Genomic DNA, 17,623 nt, shown 5'->3' with positions numbered 1-17,623 from the left:
GGATGAGGACCGTTGGCGCCAACGGTCCTCATCCTGAGGTGCGAGCCCGCTGTGACCTTTGAGAGTTTGAGGCCAACCGTCGCGGGCGAGCCTCGAAGGACGCACTTGGGACAAAATAAAAAGCCGGGGCGCGAACCCCGGCTTTTTCGATTCTGGTTCAGTGGCTTGAAGGCCGCTGCTCGCTGGCTGGATTAGCCGACGACTTCGGTATCGGAGAACCAGTAGCGGATCTCCTGGGCTGCGGTCTCAGGAGCGTCCGAGCCGTGCACCGAGTTTTCGCCGATCGACAGCGCGTGGACCTTGCGGATGGTGCCTTCGTCGGCGTTGGCCGGGTTGGTGGCGCCCATCACTTCGCGGTTCTTGGCAATTGCGTTTTCGCCTTCGAGAACCTGGACGATCGTCGGGCCGGACGTCATGGTATCGACCAGTTCGCCGAAGAAGGGGCGTTCCTTGTGGACGGCGTAGAAGCCTTCGGCCTCGCGGCGGCTCATCCATACGCGGCGGGACGCCACGACGCGCAGGCCGGCATCCTCAAGCATCTTGGTGACGGCGCCGGTCAGGTTGCGCTTGGTCGCGTCCGGCTTGATCATCGAAAATGTGCGTTCGATCGCCATGATAGGTCCTTGTGATCTGGGGATTTGCAGTGTGGCGGGCTCTATACAGGCCGCCCGCCGCATTGCCAAGGGGGCAAGGCAGCGGCCTACGCGGCTGCCGGCACGCGTTGTCCCAGACCATCATGGAGATCGAGGCAGCGGCCGAACCATTCGGCGATCGGGTCAGCGTCGTCGAGCAGTCTGAAGGGGGTAGCGATGCGGGCCCACTGGAAGGCAGAAAACACGATGTAATCGGCAAACAGCGGCCCGTTGCCACCGATCCACGGTTGGTAGGTCAGCATGCTGCGCAGCGGATCGAGCGAAGCTCTGAAGGTGTTGAGCCCGGCGTCGCGTGCCGCACTCACCTCTTCCAGCGTCTTGCCGTAGCGCGTTTCCCGGCTCTGGCGGAAATAGGCGCCATTGGCTTCATCTTGCATGGCGTGAAGTGCGGCGAGCGCTGTGACACCGAGATAGGGGTGCACTGTCAGCTGCGACCAGCGTTCGATGAAACGGGCATGCGCTTCACCGCCCTTGCCGCCAAACAGCGTCGGCCGGTCCGGATAGGCCTCTTCGAGATAGAGCGCGATGGCAAAAGAATCCGCGATCACCTTGTCGCCGTCACGGATGACGGGGATGGTCTTTGAACTGCCGTTTTCGATGGCGGGCACTTCGAGGAAACGGGTCGGCACCGCCCGGTAGTCGAGCCCTTTGTGAGCCAGCGTCATCGCCACCTTCCAGCAATGCGGGCTGAACGGACGTGCCGGATCGCGGCCGACGAGGTCGTAGAAGAGAATGGTCATTGGCGGTAATTCCCGATGGGCTGTAGTAAGTGGGCAGTGATTTTCGAAGCACCGAAGGATGACAGATGAAGCAGCATTTCATGATGTTGGCCGCTTACAATCAATGGGCCAACGAACGGATTTACGAGGCCGCCGCCGATCTGGACGTGGCGGAGTATGAAGCTGACACCGGTGCGTTCTTCAAGTCGATGAAAGGCACACTCAACCATCTCTTGGTGGCTGATCGGGTCTGGCTGAAACGCTTCACGGGCGAGGGCGATGCGCCGTCGTCGCTGGACACGATCGTTCACGCCGATTTCGCAAAGCTCCGGGCAGTGCGGCAGGCCGAAGACAAGCGCATCGTGCAGTGGATTGGCTCGCTCACCGACAAGGCATTTGCCGGGCGCTTCACCTACATGACAATTACGGACATGCGCACGATTTCACAAAGGCTCGCACCCGCGCTCACTCATCTCTTCAATCATCAGACACATCATCGTGGGCAGGCGCACATGATCCTGACGGTGCTTGGGCGAGAATCCGTCGGGCTCGACCTCATCTATTTCCAGCGGACGGAAGACGGCAGGGCATTTGCCTAAACTCAGGCCGGATACTTTTCGGACAACGAACGTCCTGTCATGAGCTGTCTGGATCATAGGATCGGGAGGTGGCTTGCCTTGCCTTCGGCTGGTATCTCAGCCAGACGATATGGCGACGCCACGGCCGCTGTGCTGGGGTGCAGGCACTTTCGAAACGCGGAGAATTCATTGCGCGCCTATGGCGAAAAGACCGGCCAGGCAATCGTGCTGCTGCTCATTGCGGGCTCCGGCATGGTGGCGATCGCGCGTGGCATGAGCCTGACCTTCCTCGCTATCCGGCTCCAGCAGGATTTCGGGCTCAGCCCGGCCATGATCGGCGTGCTGATCGGCGCGGGGCCATTGTTGGGCGCCACTGTCAGCCCCTTTGCCGGGACGATCTCCGATCGCATCGGCCGCCGCGTCGTGCTGACGACGGCTTTGCTGTTTGCCGGTCTGGGGCTTGTCGGTCTGGGCCTGGCACAGTCAGTCGCGGCCTTTGCGCTGGCTCATATCGTCTCGTCGGTTTCCGCCGCCGTCTATGAGCCGGTGTCGCGTGCGCTGATGAGCGATGCTGCACCCGAAAAACTTCGGCTGAAGATGTTTTCGTGGCGCTATCTGGTGATCAATGCCGGCTGGGCCATCGGCCCGATGATCGGCCTTGCCATCGGCGCCAACTCGCCGCTTCCCTTCGTCATCGCCGGCGTCGTCCATTTCGCTTTTTCGGCAGCGATCTTCATCATTGTTCCCAACATGCCTGCCAGCCGCAATGGCGAGCAGGCTGCGGTTCAGGCCCCTGGATTCCGCAGGCTGGGTGCGGCGCTGCGCGACCGCCGGTTGCTGTTTTACGTTGGCGGAGGAACGCTGCTGATGGCTGTCTACGGCCAGTGGTCGGTGACGCTATCGCAATATCTGACCACCAATCTTGCCGACGGCATGAAGATATTCGCCTGGCTGGTGACCACCAACGCGACGGTGGTTGTGCTTGCCACAGCACCCGCCCGGATGCTGATCGAAAAGATCGGACCGCTTCGCGCGATGGTTTTGGGCTGCCTGCTGTTCCTCGGCGGCGAGATTGGTTTTGCCGTTGCTACAAGTGCCACGATGCTGATCGGTTTCATGGTGCTGTTCACCATTGGCGAGGTGCTGGTCGTGCCGGCGGAATATGTGCTGGTCGACAAGATCTCCAACGACGACAATCGCGGCGCCTATTTTGGCGCGCACTCGTTGTGCTCGGTCGGCAATTTTCTCGGACCGTTGCTTGGCGGCCTGGCGCTTGGAGCATTGGGCGGACCGGGCATGTTCGTGCTCTTCGCCATCCTGGCGGCTGGCAGCGCTGTGTTGTTTGCTATCGGGTATGCCTCACCGCCGCCGGCGTCACTCGACGGACCGGCCGTCGATGCCGTGGGCGAACTCGCCGGAGACGTGCTGCACCGTACCCGCAGACCCGCTTTCGCCTGAAAGCAGTGCGCCAGGGGCGTTTTCGACCGCGCGTTGTGCCTGATAGGTACCGTGCGCCCTTGCCATTGCCGCAACTCTCCGCCAAAACCGCCACGCCATGCTCATAATCAATGATCTCTCCCTCCGCATTGCCGGACGTCTTCTCCTCGACCACGCGTCGTTGACCCTGCCTGCCGGGACCAAGGCGGGCTTGGTCGGGCGCAACGGTACCGGCAAGACCACGCTGTTCAAGGCGATCACCGGCGACTTCAGCTCCGAAACCGGCAACATCAGCCTGCCCAAGAACACGCGTATCGGCCAGGTGGCGCAGGAAGCGCCCGGCACCGAGGAGCCGCTGATCGAGATCGTGCTCAAGGCCGATGTCGAGCGCGCAGCACTGCTGGCCGAAGAGCTTACGACGACCGATCCGCACCGAATCGCCGAGATTCATATTCGCCTTGCCGACATCGATGCCCATTCGGCCGAATCCCGTGCGGCGACAATTCTTGCCGGCCTCGGCTTCGACGACGCGGCGCAAAGGCGCCCGGCTTCGTCTTTTTCGGGCGGCTGGCGCATGCGCGTCGCGCTTGCAGCCGTGCTGTTTGCCGAGCCCGATCTTCTGCTGCTCGACGAGCCGACCAACTATCTCGACCTTGAAGGCACGCTGTGGCTCGAGAACTATGTCTCGAAATATCCGCACACCGTTCTGCTGATCAGCCATGATCGCGACCTGCTTAACCGCGCCGTCAATTCGATCGTCCATCTCGACCAGAAGAAGCTGACCTTCTGGCGCGGTGGCTACGACCAGTTCGAGCGCCAGATCGCCGAGCAGCGCGAGTTGCAGGAGAAGGGCCGCGTCAAGCAGGACGCAGCGCGCAAGCACCTGCAGTCCTTCGTCGACCGCTTCCGCGCCAAGGCATCCAAGGCCCGCCAGGCGCAGTCGCGCATCAAGGCGCTGGAAAAGATGAAGCCGATCTCGGCGCTTGTTGAGGACAATGTTCGGCCGTTCAGCTTCCCCGAGCCGGTGAAGACGGTGGCTTCGCCGATTGTGGCACTCAACGCCGTCAGCGTCGGCTACCAGCCGGGCAGCCCGATCCTGAAGAAGATGACTTTGCGCATCGATGCCGACGATCGCATCGCGTTGCTCGGCGCCAACGGTAACGGCAAGTCGACTTTCGCCAAGCTTCTGGCTGGACGGCTGAAGGCTGATACGGGTTCAGTGACAATCGCGCCTGGTCTCAAGGTCGCGATCTTCGCCCAGCACCAGCTCGACGACCTGAGGCCGGATGAAAACGCCTATGAGCACGTGCGCCGGCTGATGCCGGATGCGCCGGAATCGAAGGTGCGCGCTCGTGTCGCCCAGTTCGGTCTCGCCACCGACAAGATGAACACCGCCGCCAAGGACCTGTCCGGCGGTGAAAAGGCGCGTCTGCTGATGGGCTTGGCCGCCTTCGATGGGCCGAACCTGTTCATCCTCGACGAGCCGACCAACCATCTCGACATCGACAGCCGCGAAGCGCTGATCCTTGCGCTCAACGAATTCCCGGGCGCTGTGATCCTGGTCTCGCATGACCGCCACCTGCTCGAAGCGACGGCCGACCGGCTGTGGTTGGTCAAGGACGGCAGCGTCAATCCCTATGACGGCGACCTTGAGGACTACAAGACGCTGGTGACGGGCGTGTCTGGCGATCGCAGGGAACGTCGCGAGGCGGACAAGGCCTCCAAGGCCGACCGCCGCCGCGAGGCCGCCGCGCGCCGTGCCTCCATGGAGCCGCTGGCCAAGGAGATCCGCGCCACCGAGGCCCTGATGGACCGCATCCGCAAGCGCGCCGACGCCATCGAGGATCAGCTTGCTGATCCGAAGCTGTACGAGAAGGATCCCACGACGGCGACGCAGCTTGCCAAGGAGCGCTCTCAGCTTGCCGCCCAGCTCAACGGTCATGAGGAAAAATGGCTTGCGATGTCGGCGGAATATGAAGAAGGCATCGCGGAGTAGGGGCTTATTCCGCGAGTCTATTGCAACAGAGATGTTTCCAGGTGCTGTCGGGCCGGACTGGCGCGACAGGCCAACATTCCACATCTTGTGGCGATGTTGGTCTGTTGGCCGCGATCAGTCGTCGAAGATCACCTGTTCCCTGACCTCGCGTGCGTTGCGCGCATATTCGGCAACCACGGCTTCCCTCGGGCCTTCCGACGAGTTCAGGACGATGTCTCGAAACTTGTCCCACGGAAAATGCGCTCGGGGTCATCACGCCGGTCCGGATCCAGCTTGGCTTGGGAAACGATATACTTCAGGTTTGGATACTTCTCCTAGCAATACCTGACGATCTGTGCTGTGGCGGCCACCTGCCAATCTGAATATCGGTCGCTCGATGCCACGGTGTTCACGATCTCTATCCCGAGCGAGTAGTCGTTGACGCCTTGCTCGCCGAAATAAACGTCCTGGTGGGAAGCCGAGTTGCGGACGTGCCAGGCGCGACGTGCCTCGTGGCAGGTGGCCCATACATTCTTGCCATGTGCGGCCTCATTCTCGTCAGGGACCAGCCAGTGGAAGCTTGCGCTTCTCGATTTGATGACGGAGACCGCGCCTTCAGATGAAGAGCCGGCGGTTGCATGGATGACGACAGCCCTGATGCCGGTAATGGGATCGACATTGCGCCTGGTTGAGGCTGAAAGGGCGTATGGAATGATGCCTGGGTACCATTCCTCGTCCAACCTGACGTTGGATGGTGCCGAATTGCTGGGAAGATTGAATTGGTATGTCCTTGGATCTGCGGCCTGAAAACCTCCCTAACTGGTGTCTGAGAAGGGTTGCAATCGCTGATTGTTCAGGTGCCAAATATGTTATTATAGATTGCAGACTGGCTTTTGTCGACATCCTAAGGTTGTTATCGCCCAGTGTGTGTTGACTGGACATTGGCGAGCGAACATCTCTATGTCTCGCTGACGCAAATCCCGATACGGTCGGCACATGAACACCCATACCAAAATTCGCATCGGCCATTCGGCCTGCCCGCATGATTGCCCTTCGACCTGCGCGCTCGAAGTCGAGCTGCTCGACGGCAAGACGATCGGCCGCGTGCATGGTGCCAAGGACAACAGCTACACCGCCGGCGTCGTCTGCGCCAAGGTTGCCCGCTACGCCGACCGCGTCCACCATCCCGACCGTCTGCTGAAGCCGCTTATCCGAGCCGGCGCCAAGGGCGACGGCAACTGGAAGGAAGCGAGTTGGGAAGCCGCACTCGATCTGGTCGCCGAAAAATTCATCGCCGCCGAGGCGAAGCTCGGCTCCGAGACGGTGTGGCCCTATTTCTACGCTGGTACCATGGGGCTGGTGCAGCGCGACGGCATCGAGCGATTGCGCCACGCCAAGAAATATTCCGGTTTCTTCGGCTCGATCTGCACCAATCTGGCCTGGACCGGCTATGTGATGGGCACCGGCTCGCTCCGCGGTTCCGACCCGCGTGAGATCGCCAAGTCCGACTGCGTCGTGATCTGGGGCACCAATGCGGTGGTCACCCAGGTCAATGTGATGACCCATGCCATCAAGGCGCGCAAGGAACGCGGCGCCAAGATCGTGGTCATCGACATCTACGAGAATGCGACCCTGAAGCAGGCTGACATGGGTCTGGTGCTGAGGCCTGGCACGGACGCTGCGCTGGCCTGCGCGGTCATGCATGTGCTGTTCAGGGAAGGCATGGCCGACCGTGCCTATCTCGAAAAATACACTGACGATCCCAAGGGGCTGGAAGCGCATCTCAGCGACAAGACGCCGGAATGGGCAGCTCGGATCACCGGCCTTGCGGTCGAGGAGATCGAGGCCTTCGCCCGGCTGGTCGGCACGACGAAAAAGACCTTCTTCCGCCTTGGCTACGGTTTTTCGCGCCAGCGCAACGGCTCGGTCAACATGCATGCCGCGCTGTCGATCCCGGCGGTGACGGGTGCCTGGCAATATGAGGGCGGCGGTGCTTTCCATTCCAATTCCGGCGTGCTGAAGCTCAACGGCGAGCTTCTCGAAGGCACCCGCATGCGTAATCCCAACATCCGCTATCTCGACCATTCGCGCATCGGCCCTGTGCTGATGAACCAGGAAGACGCGCTGTATGGCGGCCCGCCGGTGACCGCACTGCTGATCCAGAATACCAATCCGATGAATGTCGCGCCCGAGCAGCGGCTGGTGAAGCAGGGTTTTCTGCGCGAGGACCTGTTCACTTGTGTGCACGAGCAGTTCATGACCGACACGGCCAAGCTCGCCGATGTCGTGCTGCCGGCGACGATGTTTTTGGAACATGACGACATCTACAAGGGTGGCGGCAACCAGCACATCACGCTTGGGCCCAAGCTGATCGACCCGCCGGAAGGGCCGCGCACCAACCACTATGTCATCGAGGAGCTGGGCAAGCGGCTGGGCGTGTCGCATCTGCCGGGTTTCGGCATGACCGAGCGCCAGCACATCGACGTCATGCTGGAGAAAAAGGGCCTTGGCGATTTCGACTCGTTCAGGGAACAAAAGTGGGCCGACTTGCAGCCGGAGTTCGAGGACGCGCATTTTCTCAAAGGGTTTGGCCATGCCGACGGCAAGTTCCGCTTCAAGCCGCAGTGGAATGGCGGGGCGGCACCCAACAAGCCGCCGAAAAGCATGGGCATCTTCGGCCCCGTGGCGCAGTTGCCGGAATTCCCCGACCATGTCGACCTGATCGAGGTGGCTGATGCCGAACACCCGTTCCGGCTGGCGACCTCGCCGGCGCGCAACTTCCTCAACTCCACCTTCGCCGAAACCCCTGTGTCACGCGAGAAGGAGGGACGCCCGGAGCTTCTGATCCACTCTGAAGACGCAGCCGAGCTAGGCCTGTCATCGGGCGACCGTGTCGAGATCGGCAACAAGCGCGGCGAAGTCGTGCTGCATGTCAGACTCTTCGACAAGATCAAGCGCGGCGTGGTCATTGCCGAGGGCATCTGGCCGAATTCGGATCATGAGCGCGGCGAGGGCATCAATGTCCTGACTGGTGCCGATGCGCCGGCACCTTATGGCGGTGCCGCCGTCCACGACAACAAGGTCTGGATCAGACCCGCCGCCTGATATCTGGCGAGACAATCAACTTGAGGGCACCATGAGCGGCGACCATGCGCACGGCGACATCGAAAACACCCCGGTCTCGCGGCTGTGGATGGCGTTCGGCCTGACCGCCACTTTCACTGTCGCGGAGGCCGTCGGCGGCTTCGTCACCGGCAGCTTGGCGCTGATCTCCGATGCCACGCACATGCTGACCGACTCCATGGCGCTGGCGATCGCGCTTGTGGCGATCAATGTCGGTCGCCGCCCGGCTGATCTTCTGCGCACCTACGGTTATGCCCGTTTCGAGATTTTGGCTGCGGCATTCAACGCGCTGCTGTTGCTCGCGGTTGCTTTCTACATCCTGTACGAGGCCTATGTCAGGCTATCTGTGCCACAGGAAATTCAGTCGATTGGCATGCTGGGCATCGCCGTCATCGGCCTGCTGGTCAATCTGACCTCGATGCGCCTGTTGGCCGGTCACAAGGACGGCAGCCTCAACGTGAAGGGCGCTTATCTCGAAGTCTGGGCCGACATGCTCGGCTCCCTCGGCGTCATTGTCGGTGCGGTGGTCATCTGGCTTACCGGCTGGCAATGGGTCGATTCGCTGCTGGCGGTCGGCATCGGCTTCATGGTCTTCCCGCGCACCTGGATACTGCTCAAGGAATGCATCAACATCCTGCTCGAAGGTGTTCCCCCTGGTATGGACCTCGCCGAGGTCGAAAACGCCATCGCAACGGTGCCAGGCGTGGCCTCGGTGCACGACCTGCATTTGTGGGCGATCACTCAAAGCAAGGCGTCGCTGACCGCGCATACGGTTCTCGATGAGGGCGCTGACGCCGAGATCGTGCGCCAGGCGATCGAAGCGCGTCTGCAGGAGAAATTCGACCTGCACCACACCACGCTGCAGATGGAACGCGAAAACTGCGCGCCCTTGGAGCGCATTCACTGACGCACCCTGCGTCACGCTGTCTTTTCAGCGGTTTGTCCTTTTATCTCTAACAACTCGTCCTATGTGTGCTCGGCCGATGATTCGTCGGCGCTGAACCAATTCGGAGACGGTCGATGGGCGAACAGGGCTTCAATAAGCACAAGGGGCGCGAAAAGGGCCATGGCGGCCAGCTCGGTGAGGTCATGAAGGCCATCAACGCCTGGCAAGGCGACAAGGCGGCTGACGGTCGCCGTGGTGCCGAGAAGTGGGGCTCCAGCGAACACGGAAGCCAAGCATTCGGCCGTGATGGTTCCGCGAAGGTCGAGCGCCGTTCGCGGATGCCGAAGTTCAGCATGGCGGTGGCATTGATCGTGCTTGTGTTGTGGTCGCTGTTTGCCTGGGTCGGCTACAGCCTCGTCGACAGCATTCTTGCCTGGACGTCAACCAATGTCGACGCGATCGTGCAAACCGGCAAGGATGCCGCGACGGCGACCGGCATCGGAACCGAGGTCGTCAGCGCGTTCGACAGCTCGCAGACCACCGGCTTTCTCGGCGGATTGGTTGGCCTGGTCGGTGTCGTCCTGCGTCCGCTGATCGTCGTCGTGTGGTTGTGTGGCGCTGTACTCATCCTCGCAGCGCCCTGGCTGGTGTCGCTGTTGCGTCGTAAGTTCCGATAGGTGGCTTCCGCTATCAGGAATGGTGATAGCGGAACTCCTGGGTCTTGCCGCCATAACCATAGGCAGCGGCCTTGACGTCGTGCACGTGGATGTAGCTCTCTTCATGAATGTCGCCGAGGATCTTCGCTAATCCATCGAAGACTGCCTGGATGTAGCGGTTCTTCTCATCCTTGGTGTTGGTTTCGTCGGTTACCTTGATCTCCAGCGCAAAGCTTGACTTGCCGTGCTGCTGAAGGGACCGGCCGGCGATGATCCAGTCGCGCGGATCGACATAGATGATGGCAATTGCCGTCACCTCAGGCTTCTTGCCGAGGATGTTGCTGGTGTGTTCGGCCAGCATCGCCGCTACGTCGCCGGTCAGCGTGTCGCTGCGCTGCGCGGCAATCTTGACGGTGAGAATAGGCATGCTCTTCTCCATTGGTTAGATATGCAACTATCGTGACTGGGTCATTCCAGCTTTGACGCGATTGCCTTGGCCTGCTCGACGAAACCGGCAAAGACCGTCTCGCCAAAGAGGGCTGTCAGGTGCGCGGTGGTCGCTCCGCTTGCTGCGTTCACCGCATCCTTGATGGACAGGGCCTCGGCGGTCGGAGTGATCGCGGATTCGCGTTTGTCGCGCGTGGACTTGTTGCGGACGATCAGGCCCTTGCCTTCCAGCCCGTCAAGGCCGCGCGTCGCAGTCGCTCGCGCGATCTTCAGTTCGTCGGCAAGCTCGCTTTGCAGCAGGCCCGGCCGCGCCAGAACGGCCCGCAACATGAACCCTTGTGGAGGAGTCAGGTCGAACGGGGCAAAGGCCGTCGACCAGATGCGCTCGAGCTGTCGCGCAAGGGCTGTGGTGTTGAAGTAGATGCAATGGTCGAACATAGGGTAGAAGATAACAGGAATAATTGTATATGCAACTATCTTGCTTCCGCCACTACGGGCAAAGCCATCCGGCTCAATCCAGGTCCTTTGGCCTGAAACAGTGGGTGAGGCGGGCCGCACCGGCGCGCAGTTCGCCCCAATCGCCGTCGAACTCGAAGCGGGCAAGCGCGGCACTTGGGAATTTTTCCTCAAGCAGATGAAGCGCCTCGCCATTCGAACCGGGGCCGACGAGCTGCAGGGCAAATGTCTCGAGCCCCGGATTATGGCCGATGATCAGCAATGTGGCGATGTCCCTGGACGTCGTCCTTGCGGCATTGAAAAGGTCATTGGCCGAAGCCCCGTAGAGGCTTTCCAGAAACACAACCTTGGGCCGAGGTTTCGGCCAGCTCGCTGATGCGACCTGCCAGGTTTCGCGGGTGCGCGCCGCTGGCGAAACAAGAGCGAGATCGGGAAGCCAGCCGCGTTGAGCGATCTCCGTGCCCATGCGCGGCGCGGCTTTCTGGCCGCGCGGCGACAATGGCCGGTCGAAGTCGGCAAGTTCGGGCGTGTCCCAGCTCGACTTGGCATGGCGCAGAAGCAGCAATTGCCTGGTCTTCGCCATGCCGGCCTCCCGGTCAGGGGGTGATGCGCGCCAGTTGCTCGAGATCGATCTCATCGCGCGCCGGGTTGGGCGCGGCAATTTCGTCTTGGCCGATCGTATCGTGGAAACCGGAATAGGCGGTGCGGCCGCCTTCCATCCGTACCTTACCCTCGGCAAACAGCTTGAGGGCGAGGGGATATAGCCGGTGCTCGGCCTTAAGCACGCGTGCGGAAAGCGTCGGCTCGTCGTCGTCGATCAGAACGGGCACTGCGGCCTGGGCGATGATCGGACCGTCATCCATGGCGGGCGTGACGAAATGCACGGTGCAGCCATGCACGCGAATTCCGGCGTTAAGCGCGCGGCTGTGGGTGTCGAGGCCCTTGAAGGACGGCAGCAGAGCTGGATGGATGTTGATCATCTTACCTTGCCACTTCTCGACGAAGCCGCTGGTCAACAGCCGCATGTAGCCGGCAAGGGCGACGATCTCGGCGCCGAAGGTGGCAAGGGCTGCGTCGATCGCGGCATCATGCGCGTCCTTGCTGGCATAGTCGCTGCGCGCCACCACCTTGGTGGCGATGCCGCGGCTGGCCGCGATGCCCAGGCCCGCAGCGTTGGCCTTGTCGGAGATGACGCCGACGATCTCGGCCGGGAAGGCCGGGTCGGCGGCGACATCGATCAGGGCCGCCATGTTCGAGCCACGGCCTGAGATCAGGATGACGGTGCGTTTGCGAGGCGTGCTCATAGCGACAGCGAACCGCGATAGATGACGCCGGTGTCGCGGCGCGGCACGATGCGGCCGATCGGCGTGACCGTCTCGCCAGCTTCCTGCAGTACGGCGGCGACCTGCGCTGCCTGACTGTCGGCAACCACTGCGATCATGCCGATGCCGCAGTTGAAGGTGCGCATCATTTCCTCGGGCGCAACACCACCGGTCGCGGCGAGCCAGGAGAAGACGCGCGGCACGTCGATGGCGGAAAGATCGAGCTCGGCGGAGAATTCCTTGGGCAGTACCCTTGGGATGTTTTCGGGGAAACCGCCGCCCGTGATGTGGGCCAGCGCCTTGATTCCGTGAGTTTCGCGGATCGCCTTGAGCAGCGACTTCACATAGATGCGCGTCGGCTCGAGCAGCGCTTCGGCGAGCGTCGGACCGTCGGCGAAGGGCGCGCGGTCGCTCCATTTGAGACCTGATGTTTCAACGACTCGGCGCACCAGCGAATAGCCGTTGGAATGCACGCCCGAAGACGCGAGGCCGAGCAGCACGTCGCCTTCAACAACATCGTCGGTGGGCAGAAGCTGGCCGCGCTCGGCGGCGCCGACCGCAAATCCGGCGAGGTCGTAATCGTTGCCGTGATACATGCCCGGCATTTCAGCGGTCTCGCCGCCGATGAGGGCGCAGCCGGCCTGGCGGCAGCCTTCGGCGATACCTGAGACAATGTCGGCGCCCTGGTTGGGGTCGAGCTTGCCGGTGGCGAAATAGTCGAGGAACAGCAGCGGTTCGGCACCCTGCACGACGATGTCGTTGACGCACATGGCCACGAGGTCGATGCCGATCGTGTCGTGCTTGCCGGCGTCGATGGCGATCTTGAGCTTGGTGCCGACGCCGTCATTGGCTGCGACCAGGATCGGATCGGTGAAGCCAGCGGCCTTGAGGTCGAACAATCCGCCGAAGCCGCCGATCTCGCCATCCGCGCCTGGCCGGCGCGTCGAGCGCACCAGCGGCTTGATCTTCTCGACCATCAGGTTTCCGGCGTCGATGTCGACGCCCGCCTGCGCATAGGTGAGACCGTTCTTGCCTTCGCTCATCGTCAAGTCCTGATGCCGTGCGCTTTTGGGCGCTATTCGCATGAACGGCCCTTCCCCGCAAGCGAGACAGGCCGGATGCAGCGTAATCAGCCTGCCAAAGCAGTGGACAGGGCCACATTCCGGCCCATCCCTTGCGGAGGTGCCAAGTCTCGCCCATGTATCGGGAAAAGACAAAGAGTATCGGCAAAAGACAAGGGGGGGACGCCGGTTGTGACTATTCCGAACATGATCACGATCATGCGCCTGGTGCTCGTGCCATGCGTGATCTACGCCATGTTGTCGGGGGGATGGGATTGGGCCTTCGCCGGTTTCGTCATCGCCGGCGTCTCGGATGGGATCGACGGTTTCATCGCTCGCCATTTCAACCAGCGTTCCGAACTCGGCGCCTATCTTGACCCGATGGCAGACAAGCTGCTGCTGGTCAGCGTCTTTGTCGTGCTCGGCATCATGGGGCATTTGCCGCTATGGCTCGTGATGCTGGCGGTTTCGCGTGACGCTTTGATCATCGGTGCGGTGCTGCTGTCGACGGTGATGGGCAATCCGGTTGTGGTGAAGCCGCTGATGGTGTCCAAGGTGAACACCGCCATGCAGATCATCCTGGCGGCGATCGTACTGGCCGAGCTAGCTTTCACGCTCGACTTGGGCCCGGTTCGCCCGGCGTCGATAATACTGTCCGGCCTCTTGACCGTCGCTTCCGCGGCAGCCTATCTCGTGGCTTGGCTGAGGCACATGAGCGGTAATGGCGAAGGCGAAACTCCCAACCGATAACGAGGCGGCCGAAGAAGCCGCTTCGGCGGCATTCCGCAAGCAGATACGCTTCTGGCTGATCACAGCCCTTCTGTTCGCCGCGTTTCTTTATTTGTTCAGCAACATCCTGCTGCCCTTCGTGGCGGGCATGGCGCTGGCCTATTTCCTCGACCCGGTCGCCGACCGGCTACAACGGCTCGGCCTGTCGCGAGTCATGGCGACGGTGGTGATCCTCATCTGCTTCATCGTGCTTTTGACTTTGGCGCTGGTAGTGCTGATCCCGGTGCTGGCCTCGCAGATGGCGGACTTCGCCGCCAAGGTGCCTGGTTATATCGAAAAGCTGCAGCAGCTGGTCACCAATTTCGACCCGCAATGGCTGGAGCAGCGCTTTGGCGTCGATGCGGCCGGCCTGCGCGAAGGGCTCAACTCGCTGCTGAGCACCGGCTTCGGCTTTCTGTCGACAGTGTTCCAGTCGATCTGGAGCTCGGGCGTGGCGCTGTTTTCCATCGCCAGCCTGTTCATCATCACGCCGGTCGTCGCCTTTTACATGCTGCTCGACTGGGACCGCATGGTGTCAGTCGTCGACAGCTGGGTGCCGCGCGACCATGTCGAGACGGTGCGCCAGCTTGCCACCGACATCAATGCGGCGACTGCGGGCTTCGTGCGCGGGCAAGGCACGCTCTGCCTTGTGCTCGGCGTGATGTATGCGATCGGCCTGACGCTGACCGGACTGAATTTCGGCGTGCTCATCGGCCTGTTTGCTGGCCTCATCAGCTTCATTCCTTATGTCGGCTCCATGGTCGGGCTGGTGTTGTCGGTCGGCGTGGCTTTCGTCCAGTTCTGGCCGGACTGGACGATGGTGGTGGCCGTGGCCGCCGTCTTCTTCGTCGGTCAGTTCATCGAGGGCAACATTTTGCAGCCGCGCCTGGTCGGCAAGAGCGTGGGTCTGCATCCAGTGTGGCTGATGTTTGCTCTGTTTGCCTTCGGTGCGCTGTTCGGCTTTGTCGGCCTGCTGGTGGCCGTGCCAGCTGCTGCGGCTGTCGCTGTTCTGGTCCGGTTTGCTATCTCACGCTATCTTGAGTCGCCGCTCTACTATGGCCATGCGGTGCGCCCGCCCGCCGATCCCCGCAATACGGGCGGCGCAAGTTCGGAAAAATGACCGTGACGCGCGAGCCTTTCAAACCGCGCCAATTGCCGCTCGACCTGGGCCATTCGCCAGGGCTTACGCGCGACGATCTGGTCGTGTCGCAGGCCAATCAGCAGGCAGCGGCCCTGATCGACCGCTGGCCGGAGTGGCCGGCGCCTGTGGTGCTGCTCGCAGGCCCGGCAGGATCGGGCAAGTCGCATCTCGCTGCGATCTGGCGCGACTATGCCGGCGCGATCGAGCTCAGCCCGTCCGACATTTCCGCCCATTTGGGCGATATCGGTACCGTACCGGTGCTGATCGACGATGCCGATCAGGGCAGGCTCGACCAGGAAGGCTTGTTTCACCTTATCAACACGGTGCGCGGGGCCGGCTCACATCTGCTGCTCACCGCGCGCAGCTTTCCTACCGCCTGGGGTGTGACGTTGCCTGATCTTGCCTCGCGGCTGAAGGCTGCGGCGACTGTCGAGATCGAGGAGCCCGACGACATTCTGCTTGCCGGCGTCATCACCAAACTCTTCGCCGACCGTCAGGTCGAGGTTGAGCCGCATGTGGTGCAGTTCCTGGTTCGCCGCATCGAACGCTCGCTGTCGACCGCCATCCACGTCGTCGATCGCCTCGACCGTGCCGCGCTCGAACAAAAGACCCGCATCACCCGAGCCCTTGCCGCCGAGACGATCGGTGCGCTCGACGCCGGGCAGGGCGAACTGGAACTCTGAGCTTCAGGCCAGTCGCGAATAAAGTGCCTTTGCTGCAAGCAGCACGCCAAGAATCGTTGCATTGGAGGCAAAGCCGACGACCACCGCGGTGGCGGTGCTGTGACCATCTGCCGACCCAAGGCTGAGCGGGATCAACACGGCAACGAAGACGATGCCAAGCGCAATCGGAATCCAACGATTGAGCACCTGCGCGGTATTGGCCGCGGTGAGCACCAGCGCAATCAGCAGGCCGATGCGGAACGGATCGACAAGCTGCGCGAGATAGATATCGAGATATGGCACTGGCATTCCTCCCGAATTCAGATGTGCAGGTCACGCCCGAACTGTCCAGTAAGCCTATGGTCTAGCACTCAGCAGGACGCGCGTGGCAGCGTGACCCCGAGCAATAGCCGCACCAGTGACGACTGCTTGGAAACGCCCGATTTGGCGAAAATCGAGCGTAGATGTGATCGCACGGTTTCCCTGGCAATGCCGAAATCGACGCTGATGGCGTCGATCGATCGGCCGTCGGCGAGAGCGGATGCAATCCGCGCTTCGCTCGGCGTCAGGTCGAACAGCGCCTGAAGCACATTGGCCGATGGCGCGCCCGGTCCGGGCAAGGGCATGATGACGAGGATGCAATGAATGCGGCTGAACAGGTCATGTGCTGAACCGCGGACCGGTAACAGATGCACGACACTTGATGGCCTGCCGTTCTCTCCAGTGATCGGAAACGACTGCACGATACCGCCCCTGGCGCCGCCGGCGAGCGCCGACAGCGCGCTTTCAAGCAGGGCGTCGGCTTTCTTGTCGGTGATCTTGGCGCGGCCTGAACAATCCTGGACGGTGGCCGGTATCAGCGTGTCCATCAGCCCGTTGCAGGCCAGCAATTGCCCGCGCCCGCCTAAAACCGCGGCCGGCAGCCCGAGCGCCTCCAGTGCGTCGGCACCGGCACGGGCCTTTTCGAGACCGATTCGGGCGCTGACCATCGCGGCGCGTGCAAGATGCGGACGCATGCGGTCGAGTGCATCGACATAGTCCCGCTCGAAGGGACCCCGCTCTGTCTTCCGTTCGAGATTGAAAGACAGCACATCGCCGGTCGGGATCGGGATATGGGTGCCTGCTGCCCAGCCGATTCCCCGGGGATGAAGGAAATCGCGATAGATCGGTTCCGTTTCCAGCTCTTGCTCGGTGAAGGCATCGAGATCGGTGATGAAACCGGGATAGGCCAGGGCCTCCGCGCGGGCCCCGCGCGCGTTGACCGTCATCCAGCCCTCGCGCATGAACGCTTCCACGTGCGGCGCGACCGCTTCCGAAGCGAGATAGGCCGACGCACCCTGGCTGATGGTGAAGAGATAGCCGCCCAGGCCCTCTACGGCTTGCGCCAACCCATCAAGTAATACGGGCCACTTCTCCGGTATGAAGGAAGCCTCGTAGATCTGATCGATGAATTGTTCGGATAGCTCCGCCAATCGTTTGCCACTCCCCACCCTGGTCCGCCCCTTGTTGACCAAAGTCATTCGCCCCCTGGCGACCGGCCTGTGGGCGGATCCACTAGGCCAGGGCATGATCGAATGCAAAGCCGGATTCGGTTTTGCTGATCACGCTTCAGTAGAACGATAGCACTACACTTGGATTCATCAAGCGCTGGTCGTGGTGCGCAACTGTCGCAATCGTGCCAAAACGCGTGTTTCAAGGGCAAGTGCAGGCGGTAAGGGGACACTGGTGGCCATGTGTTG

19 protein-coding genes are annotated in these 17,623 nt (G+C 61.9%); 9 read left to right on the top strand and 10 right to left on the bottom strand.

Going from position 1 to position 17,623, the window contains the following annotated elements:
- Window positions 1-191: 191 nt before the first annotated feature.
- Both ndk and AC1DWF_RS04175 read right to left on the bottom strand, forming a co-directional pair.
- Window positions 192-614, bottom strand: coding sequence for a nucleoside-diphosphate kinase (gene ndk, locus AC1DWF_RS04180; protein ID WP_476784370.1), 423 nt, complete (start codon window positions 612-614; stop codon window positions 192-194).
- A gap of 86 nt (window positions 615-700) precedes the next feature.
- Window positions 701-1,393 (bottom strand): glutathione S-transferase family protein, encoded by a 693-nt coding sequence (locus AC1DWF_RS04175; RefSeq protein WP_476784369.1) that lies wholly within the window; start codon window positions 1,391-1,393, stop codon window positions 701-703.
- A 65-nt stretch (window positions 1,394-1,458) separates the two neighbouring features.
- Between AC1DWF_RS04175 and AC1DWF_RS04170 the strand changes: the two genes are divergently transcribed.
- The 3 genes from AC1DWF_RS04170 to AC1DWF_RS04160 all read left to right on the top strand — a co-directional run bounded on the left by AC1DWF_RS04170 (window position 1,459) and on the right by AC1DWF_RS04160 (window position 5,383).
- Entirely contained in the window at window positions 1,459-1,971 is a 513-nt protein-coding gene (locus AC1DWF_RS04170; RefSeq protein WP_476784368.1) for a DinB family protein, read from the top strand.
- A 168-nt stretch (window positions 1,972-2,139) separates the two neighbouring features.
- Window positions 2,140-3,408, top strand: a complete 1,269-nt coding sequence (locus tag AC1DWF_RS04165; RefSeq protein WP_476784367.1) for an MFS transporter — start codon at window positions 2,140-2,142, stop codon at window positions 3,406-3,408.
- A 97-nt stretch (window positions 3,409-3,505) separates the two neighbouring features.
- The gene (locus tag AC1DWF_RS04160) at window positions 3,506-5,383 is read left to right on the top strand and encodes an ABC-F family ATP-binding cassette domain-containing protein (RefSeq protein WP_476784366.1); all 1,878 of its coding nucleotides are present in this window, start codon (window positions 3,506-3,508) and stop codon (window positions 5,381-5,383) included.
- A 314-nt stretch (window positions 5,384-5,697) separates the two neighbouring features.
- On the opposite strand, the gene AC1DWF_RS04155 is transcribed toward AC1DWF_RS04160, so the two are convergent.
- Window positions 5,698-6,102, bottom strand: coding sequence for an N-acetylmuramoyl-L-alanine amidase (locus tag AC1DWF_RS04155; RefSeq protein WP_476784365.1), 405 nt, complete (start codon window positions 6,100-6,102; stop codon window positions 5,698-5,700).
- Between the two features lie 256 nt (window positions 6,103-6,358).
- Between AC1DWF_RS04155 and AC1DWF_RS04150 the strand changes: the two genes are divergently transcribed.
- From AC1DWF_RS04150 to AC1DWF_RS04140, 3 genes are all read left to right on the top strand, one after another.
- Complete coding sequence (locus AC1DWF_RS04150; protein ID WP_476788902.1) at window positions 6,359-8,467, top strand: molybdopterin-containing oxidoreductase family protein; 2,109 nt, start codon at window positions 6,359-6,361, stop codon at window positions 8,465-8,467.
- Window positions 8,468-8,498: 31 nt separating this feature from the next.
- On the top strand, window positions 8,499-9,392 hold the full coding sequence (locus AC1DWF_RS04145; protein ID WP_476788901.1) for a cation diffusion facilitator family transporter: 894 nt from the start codon (window positions 8,499-8,501) through the stop codon (window positions 9,390-9,392).
- Between the two features lie 113 nt (window positions 9,393-9,505).
- Window positions 9,506-10,048, top strand: coding sequence for a hypothetical protein (locus AC1DWF_RS04140; protein ID WP_476784214.1), 543 nt, complete (start codon window positions 9,506-9,508; stop codon window positions 10,046-10,048).
- Between the two features lie 13 nt (window positions 10,049-10,061).
- Here AC1DWF_RS04140 and AC1DWF_RS04135 read toward each other — a convergent pair whose 3' ends face one another.
- From AC1DWF_RS04135 to purM, 5 genes are all read right to left on the bottom strand, one after another.
- On the bottom strand, window positions 10,062-10,454 hold the full coding sequence (locus AC1DWF_RS04135) for a tautomerase family protein (protein ID WP_476784213.1): 393 nt from the start codon (window positions 10,452-10,454) through the stop codon (window positions 10,062-10,064).
- 41 nt (window positions 10,455-10,495) lie between these two features.
- A complete protein-coding gene (locus tag AC1DWF_RS04130; protein WP_476784212.1) occupies window positions 10,496-10,912 on the bottom strand; it encodes a MarR family winged helix-turn-helix transcriptional regulator in 417 nt (138 codons plus the stop codon).
- 73 nt (window positions 10,913-10,985) lie between these two features.
- On the bottom strand, window positions 10,986-11,513 hold the full coding sequence (locus AC1DWF_RS04125) for a SixA phosphatase family protein (RefSeq protein WP_476784211.1): 528 nt from the start codon (window positions 11,511-11,513) through the stop codon (window positions 10,986-10,988).
- A 13-nt stretch (window positions 11,514-11,526) separates the two neighbouring features.
- Entirely contained in the window at window positions 11,527-12,234 is a 708-nt protein-coding gene (purN, locus tag AC1DWF_RS04120; RefSeq protein WP_476784210.1) for a phosphoribosylglycinamide formyltransferase, read from the bottom strand.
- Window positions 12,231-13,295, bottom strand: a complete 1,065-nt coding sequence (gene purM / locus AC1DWF_RS04115) for a phosphoribosylformylglycinamidine cyclo-ligase (RefSeq protein ID WP_476788900.1) — start codon at window positions 13,293-13,295, stop codon at window positions 12,231-12,233. The genes purN and purM overlap by 4 nt, the downstream gene beginning before the upstream one ends.
- A 210-nt stretch (window positions 13,296-13,505) precedes the next feature.
- Between purM and AC1DWF_RS04110 the strand changes: the two genes are divergently transcribed.
- The 3 genes from AC1DWF_RS04110 to hdaA are packed head-to-tail and all read left to right on the top strand — an operon-like array spanning window position 13,506 to window position 15,905.
- A complete protein-coding gene (locus tag AC1DWF_RS04110; protein ID WP_476784208.1) occupies window positions 13,506-14,063 on the top strand; it encodes a CDP-alcohol phosphatidyltransferase family protein in 558 nt (185 codons plus the stop codon).
- Window positions 14,035-15,201: an AI-2E family transporter gene (locus AC1DWF_RS04105; protein ID WP_476784207.1), complete on the top strand. Its 1,167-nt coding sequence runs from the start codon at window positions 14,035-14,037 to the stop codon at window positions 15,199-15,201. Before AC1DWF_RS04110 ends, AC1DWF_RS04105 begins: the two co-directional genes overlap by 29 nt.
- 2 nt (window positions 15,202-15,203) lie before the next feature.
- Window positions 15,204-15,905 (top strand): DnaA regulatory inactivator HdaA, encoded by a 702-nt coding sequence (gene hdaA, locus AC1DWF_RS04100; protein ID WP_476784206.1) that lies wholly within the window; start codon window positions 15,204-15,206, stop codon window positions 15,903-15,905.
- A 3-nt stretch (window positions 15,906-15,908) separates the two neighbouring features.
- On the opposite strand, the gene AC1DWF_RS04095 is transcribed toward hdaA, so the two are convergent.
- Window positions 15,909-16,187: a hypothetical protein gene (locus tag AC1DWF_RS04095; RefSeq protein WP_476788899.1), complete on the bottom strand. Its 279-nt coding sequence runs from the start codon at window positions 16,185-16,187 to the stop codon at window positions 15,909-15,911.
- A gap of 68 nt (window positions 16,188-16,255) precedes the next feature.
- Window positions 16,256-17,356 carry a helix-turn-helix transcriptional regulator gene (locus AC1DWF_RS04090; RefSeq protein WP_476788898.1) on the bottom strand — a complete coding sequence of 367 codons (1,101 nt, stop codon included), beginning with the start codon at window positions 17,354-17,356 and terminating at the stop codon, window positions 16,256-16,258.
- Window positions 17,357-17,623: the final 267 nt, after the last annotated feature.

Source organism: Aminobacter sp. P4_D5, from assembly GCF_056401815.1.
This window is presented reverse-complemented; position numbering and strand designations above follow the sequence as displayed.

Coding starts and splice junctions, on each gene's coding strand:
- AC1DWF_RS04140 (WP_476784214.1), top strand. CDS start 9,506: ATGGGCGAACAGGGCTTCAATAAGCACAAGGGGCGCGAAAAGGGCCAT.
- purN (WP_476784210.1), bottom strand. CDS start 12,234: ATGAGCACGCCTCGCAAACGCACCGTCATCCTGATCTCAGGCCGTGGC.
- AC1DWF_RS04170 (WP_476784368.1), top strand. CDS start 1,459: ATGAAGCAGCATTTCATGATGTTGGCCGCTTACAATCAATGGGCCAAC.
- AC1DWF_RS04145 (WP_476788901.1), top strand. CDS start 8,499: ATGAGCGGCGACCATGCGCACGGCGACATCGAAAACACCCCGGTCTCG.
- AC1DWF_RS04130 (WP_476784212.1), bottom strand. CDS start 10,912: ATGTTCGACCATTGCATCTACTTCAACACCACAGCCCTTGCGCGACAG.
- AC1DWF_RS04150 (WP_476788902.1), top strand. CDS start 6,359: ATGAACACCCATACCAAAATTCGCATCGGCCATTCGGCCTGCCCGCAT.
- ndk (WP_476784370.1), bottom strand. CDS start 614: ATGGCGATCGAACGCACATTTTCGATGATCAAGCCGGACGCGACCAAG.
- AC1DWF_RS04160 (WP_476784366.1), top strand. CDS start 3,506: ATGCTCATAATCAATGATCTCTCCCTCCGCATTGCCGGACGTCTTCTC.
- AC1DWF_RS04135 (WP_476784213.1), bottom strand. CDS start 10,454: ATGCCTATTCTCACCGTCAAGATTGCCGCGCAGCGCAGCGACACGCTG.
- AC1DWF_RS04175 (WP_476784369.1), bottom strand. CDS start 1,393: ATGACCATTCTCTTCTACGACCTCGTCGGCCGCGATCCGGCACGTCCG.
- purM (WP_476788900.1), bottom strand. CDS start 13,295: ATGAGCGAAGGCAAGAACGGTCTCACCTATGCGCAGGCGGGCGTCGAC.
- AC1DWF_RS04105 (WP_476784207.1), top strand. CDS start 14,035: ATGGCGAAGGCGAAACTCCCAACCGATAACGAGGCGGCCGAAGAAGCC.
- AC1DWF_RS04125 (WP_476784211.1), bottom strand. CDS start 11,513: ATGGCGAAGACCAGGCAATTGCTGCTTCTGCGCCATGCCAAGTCGAGC.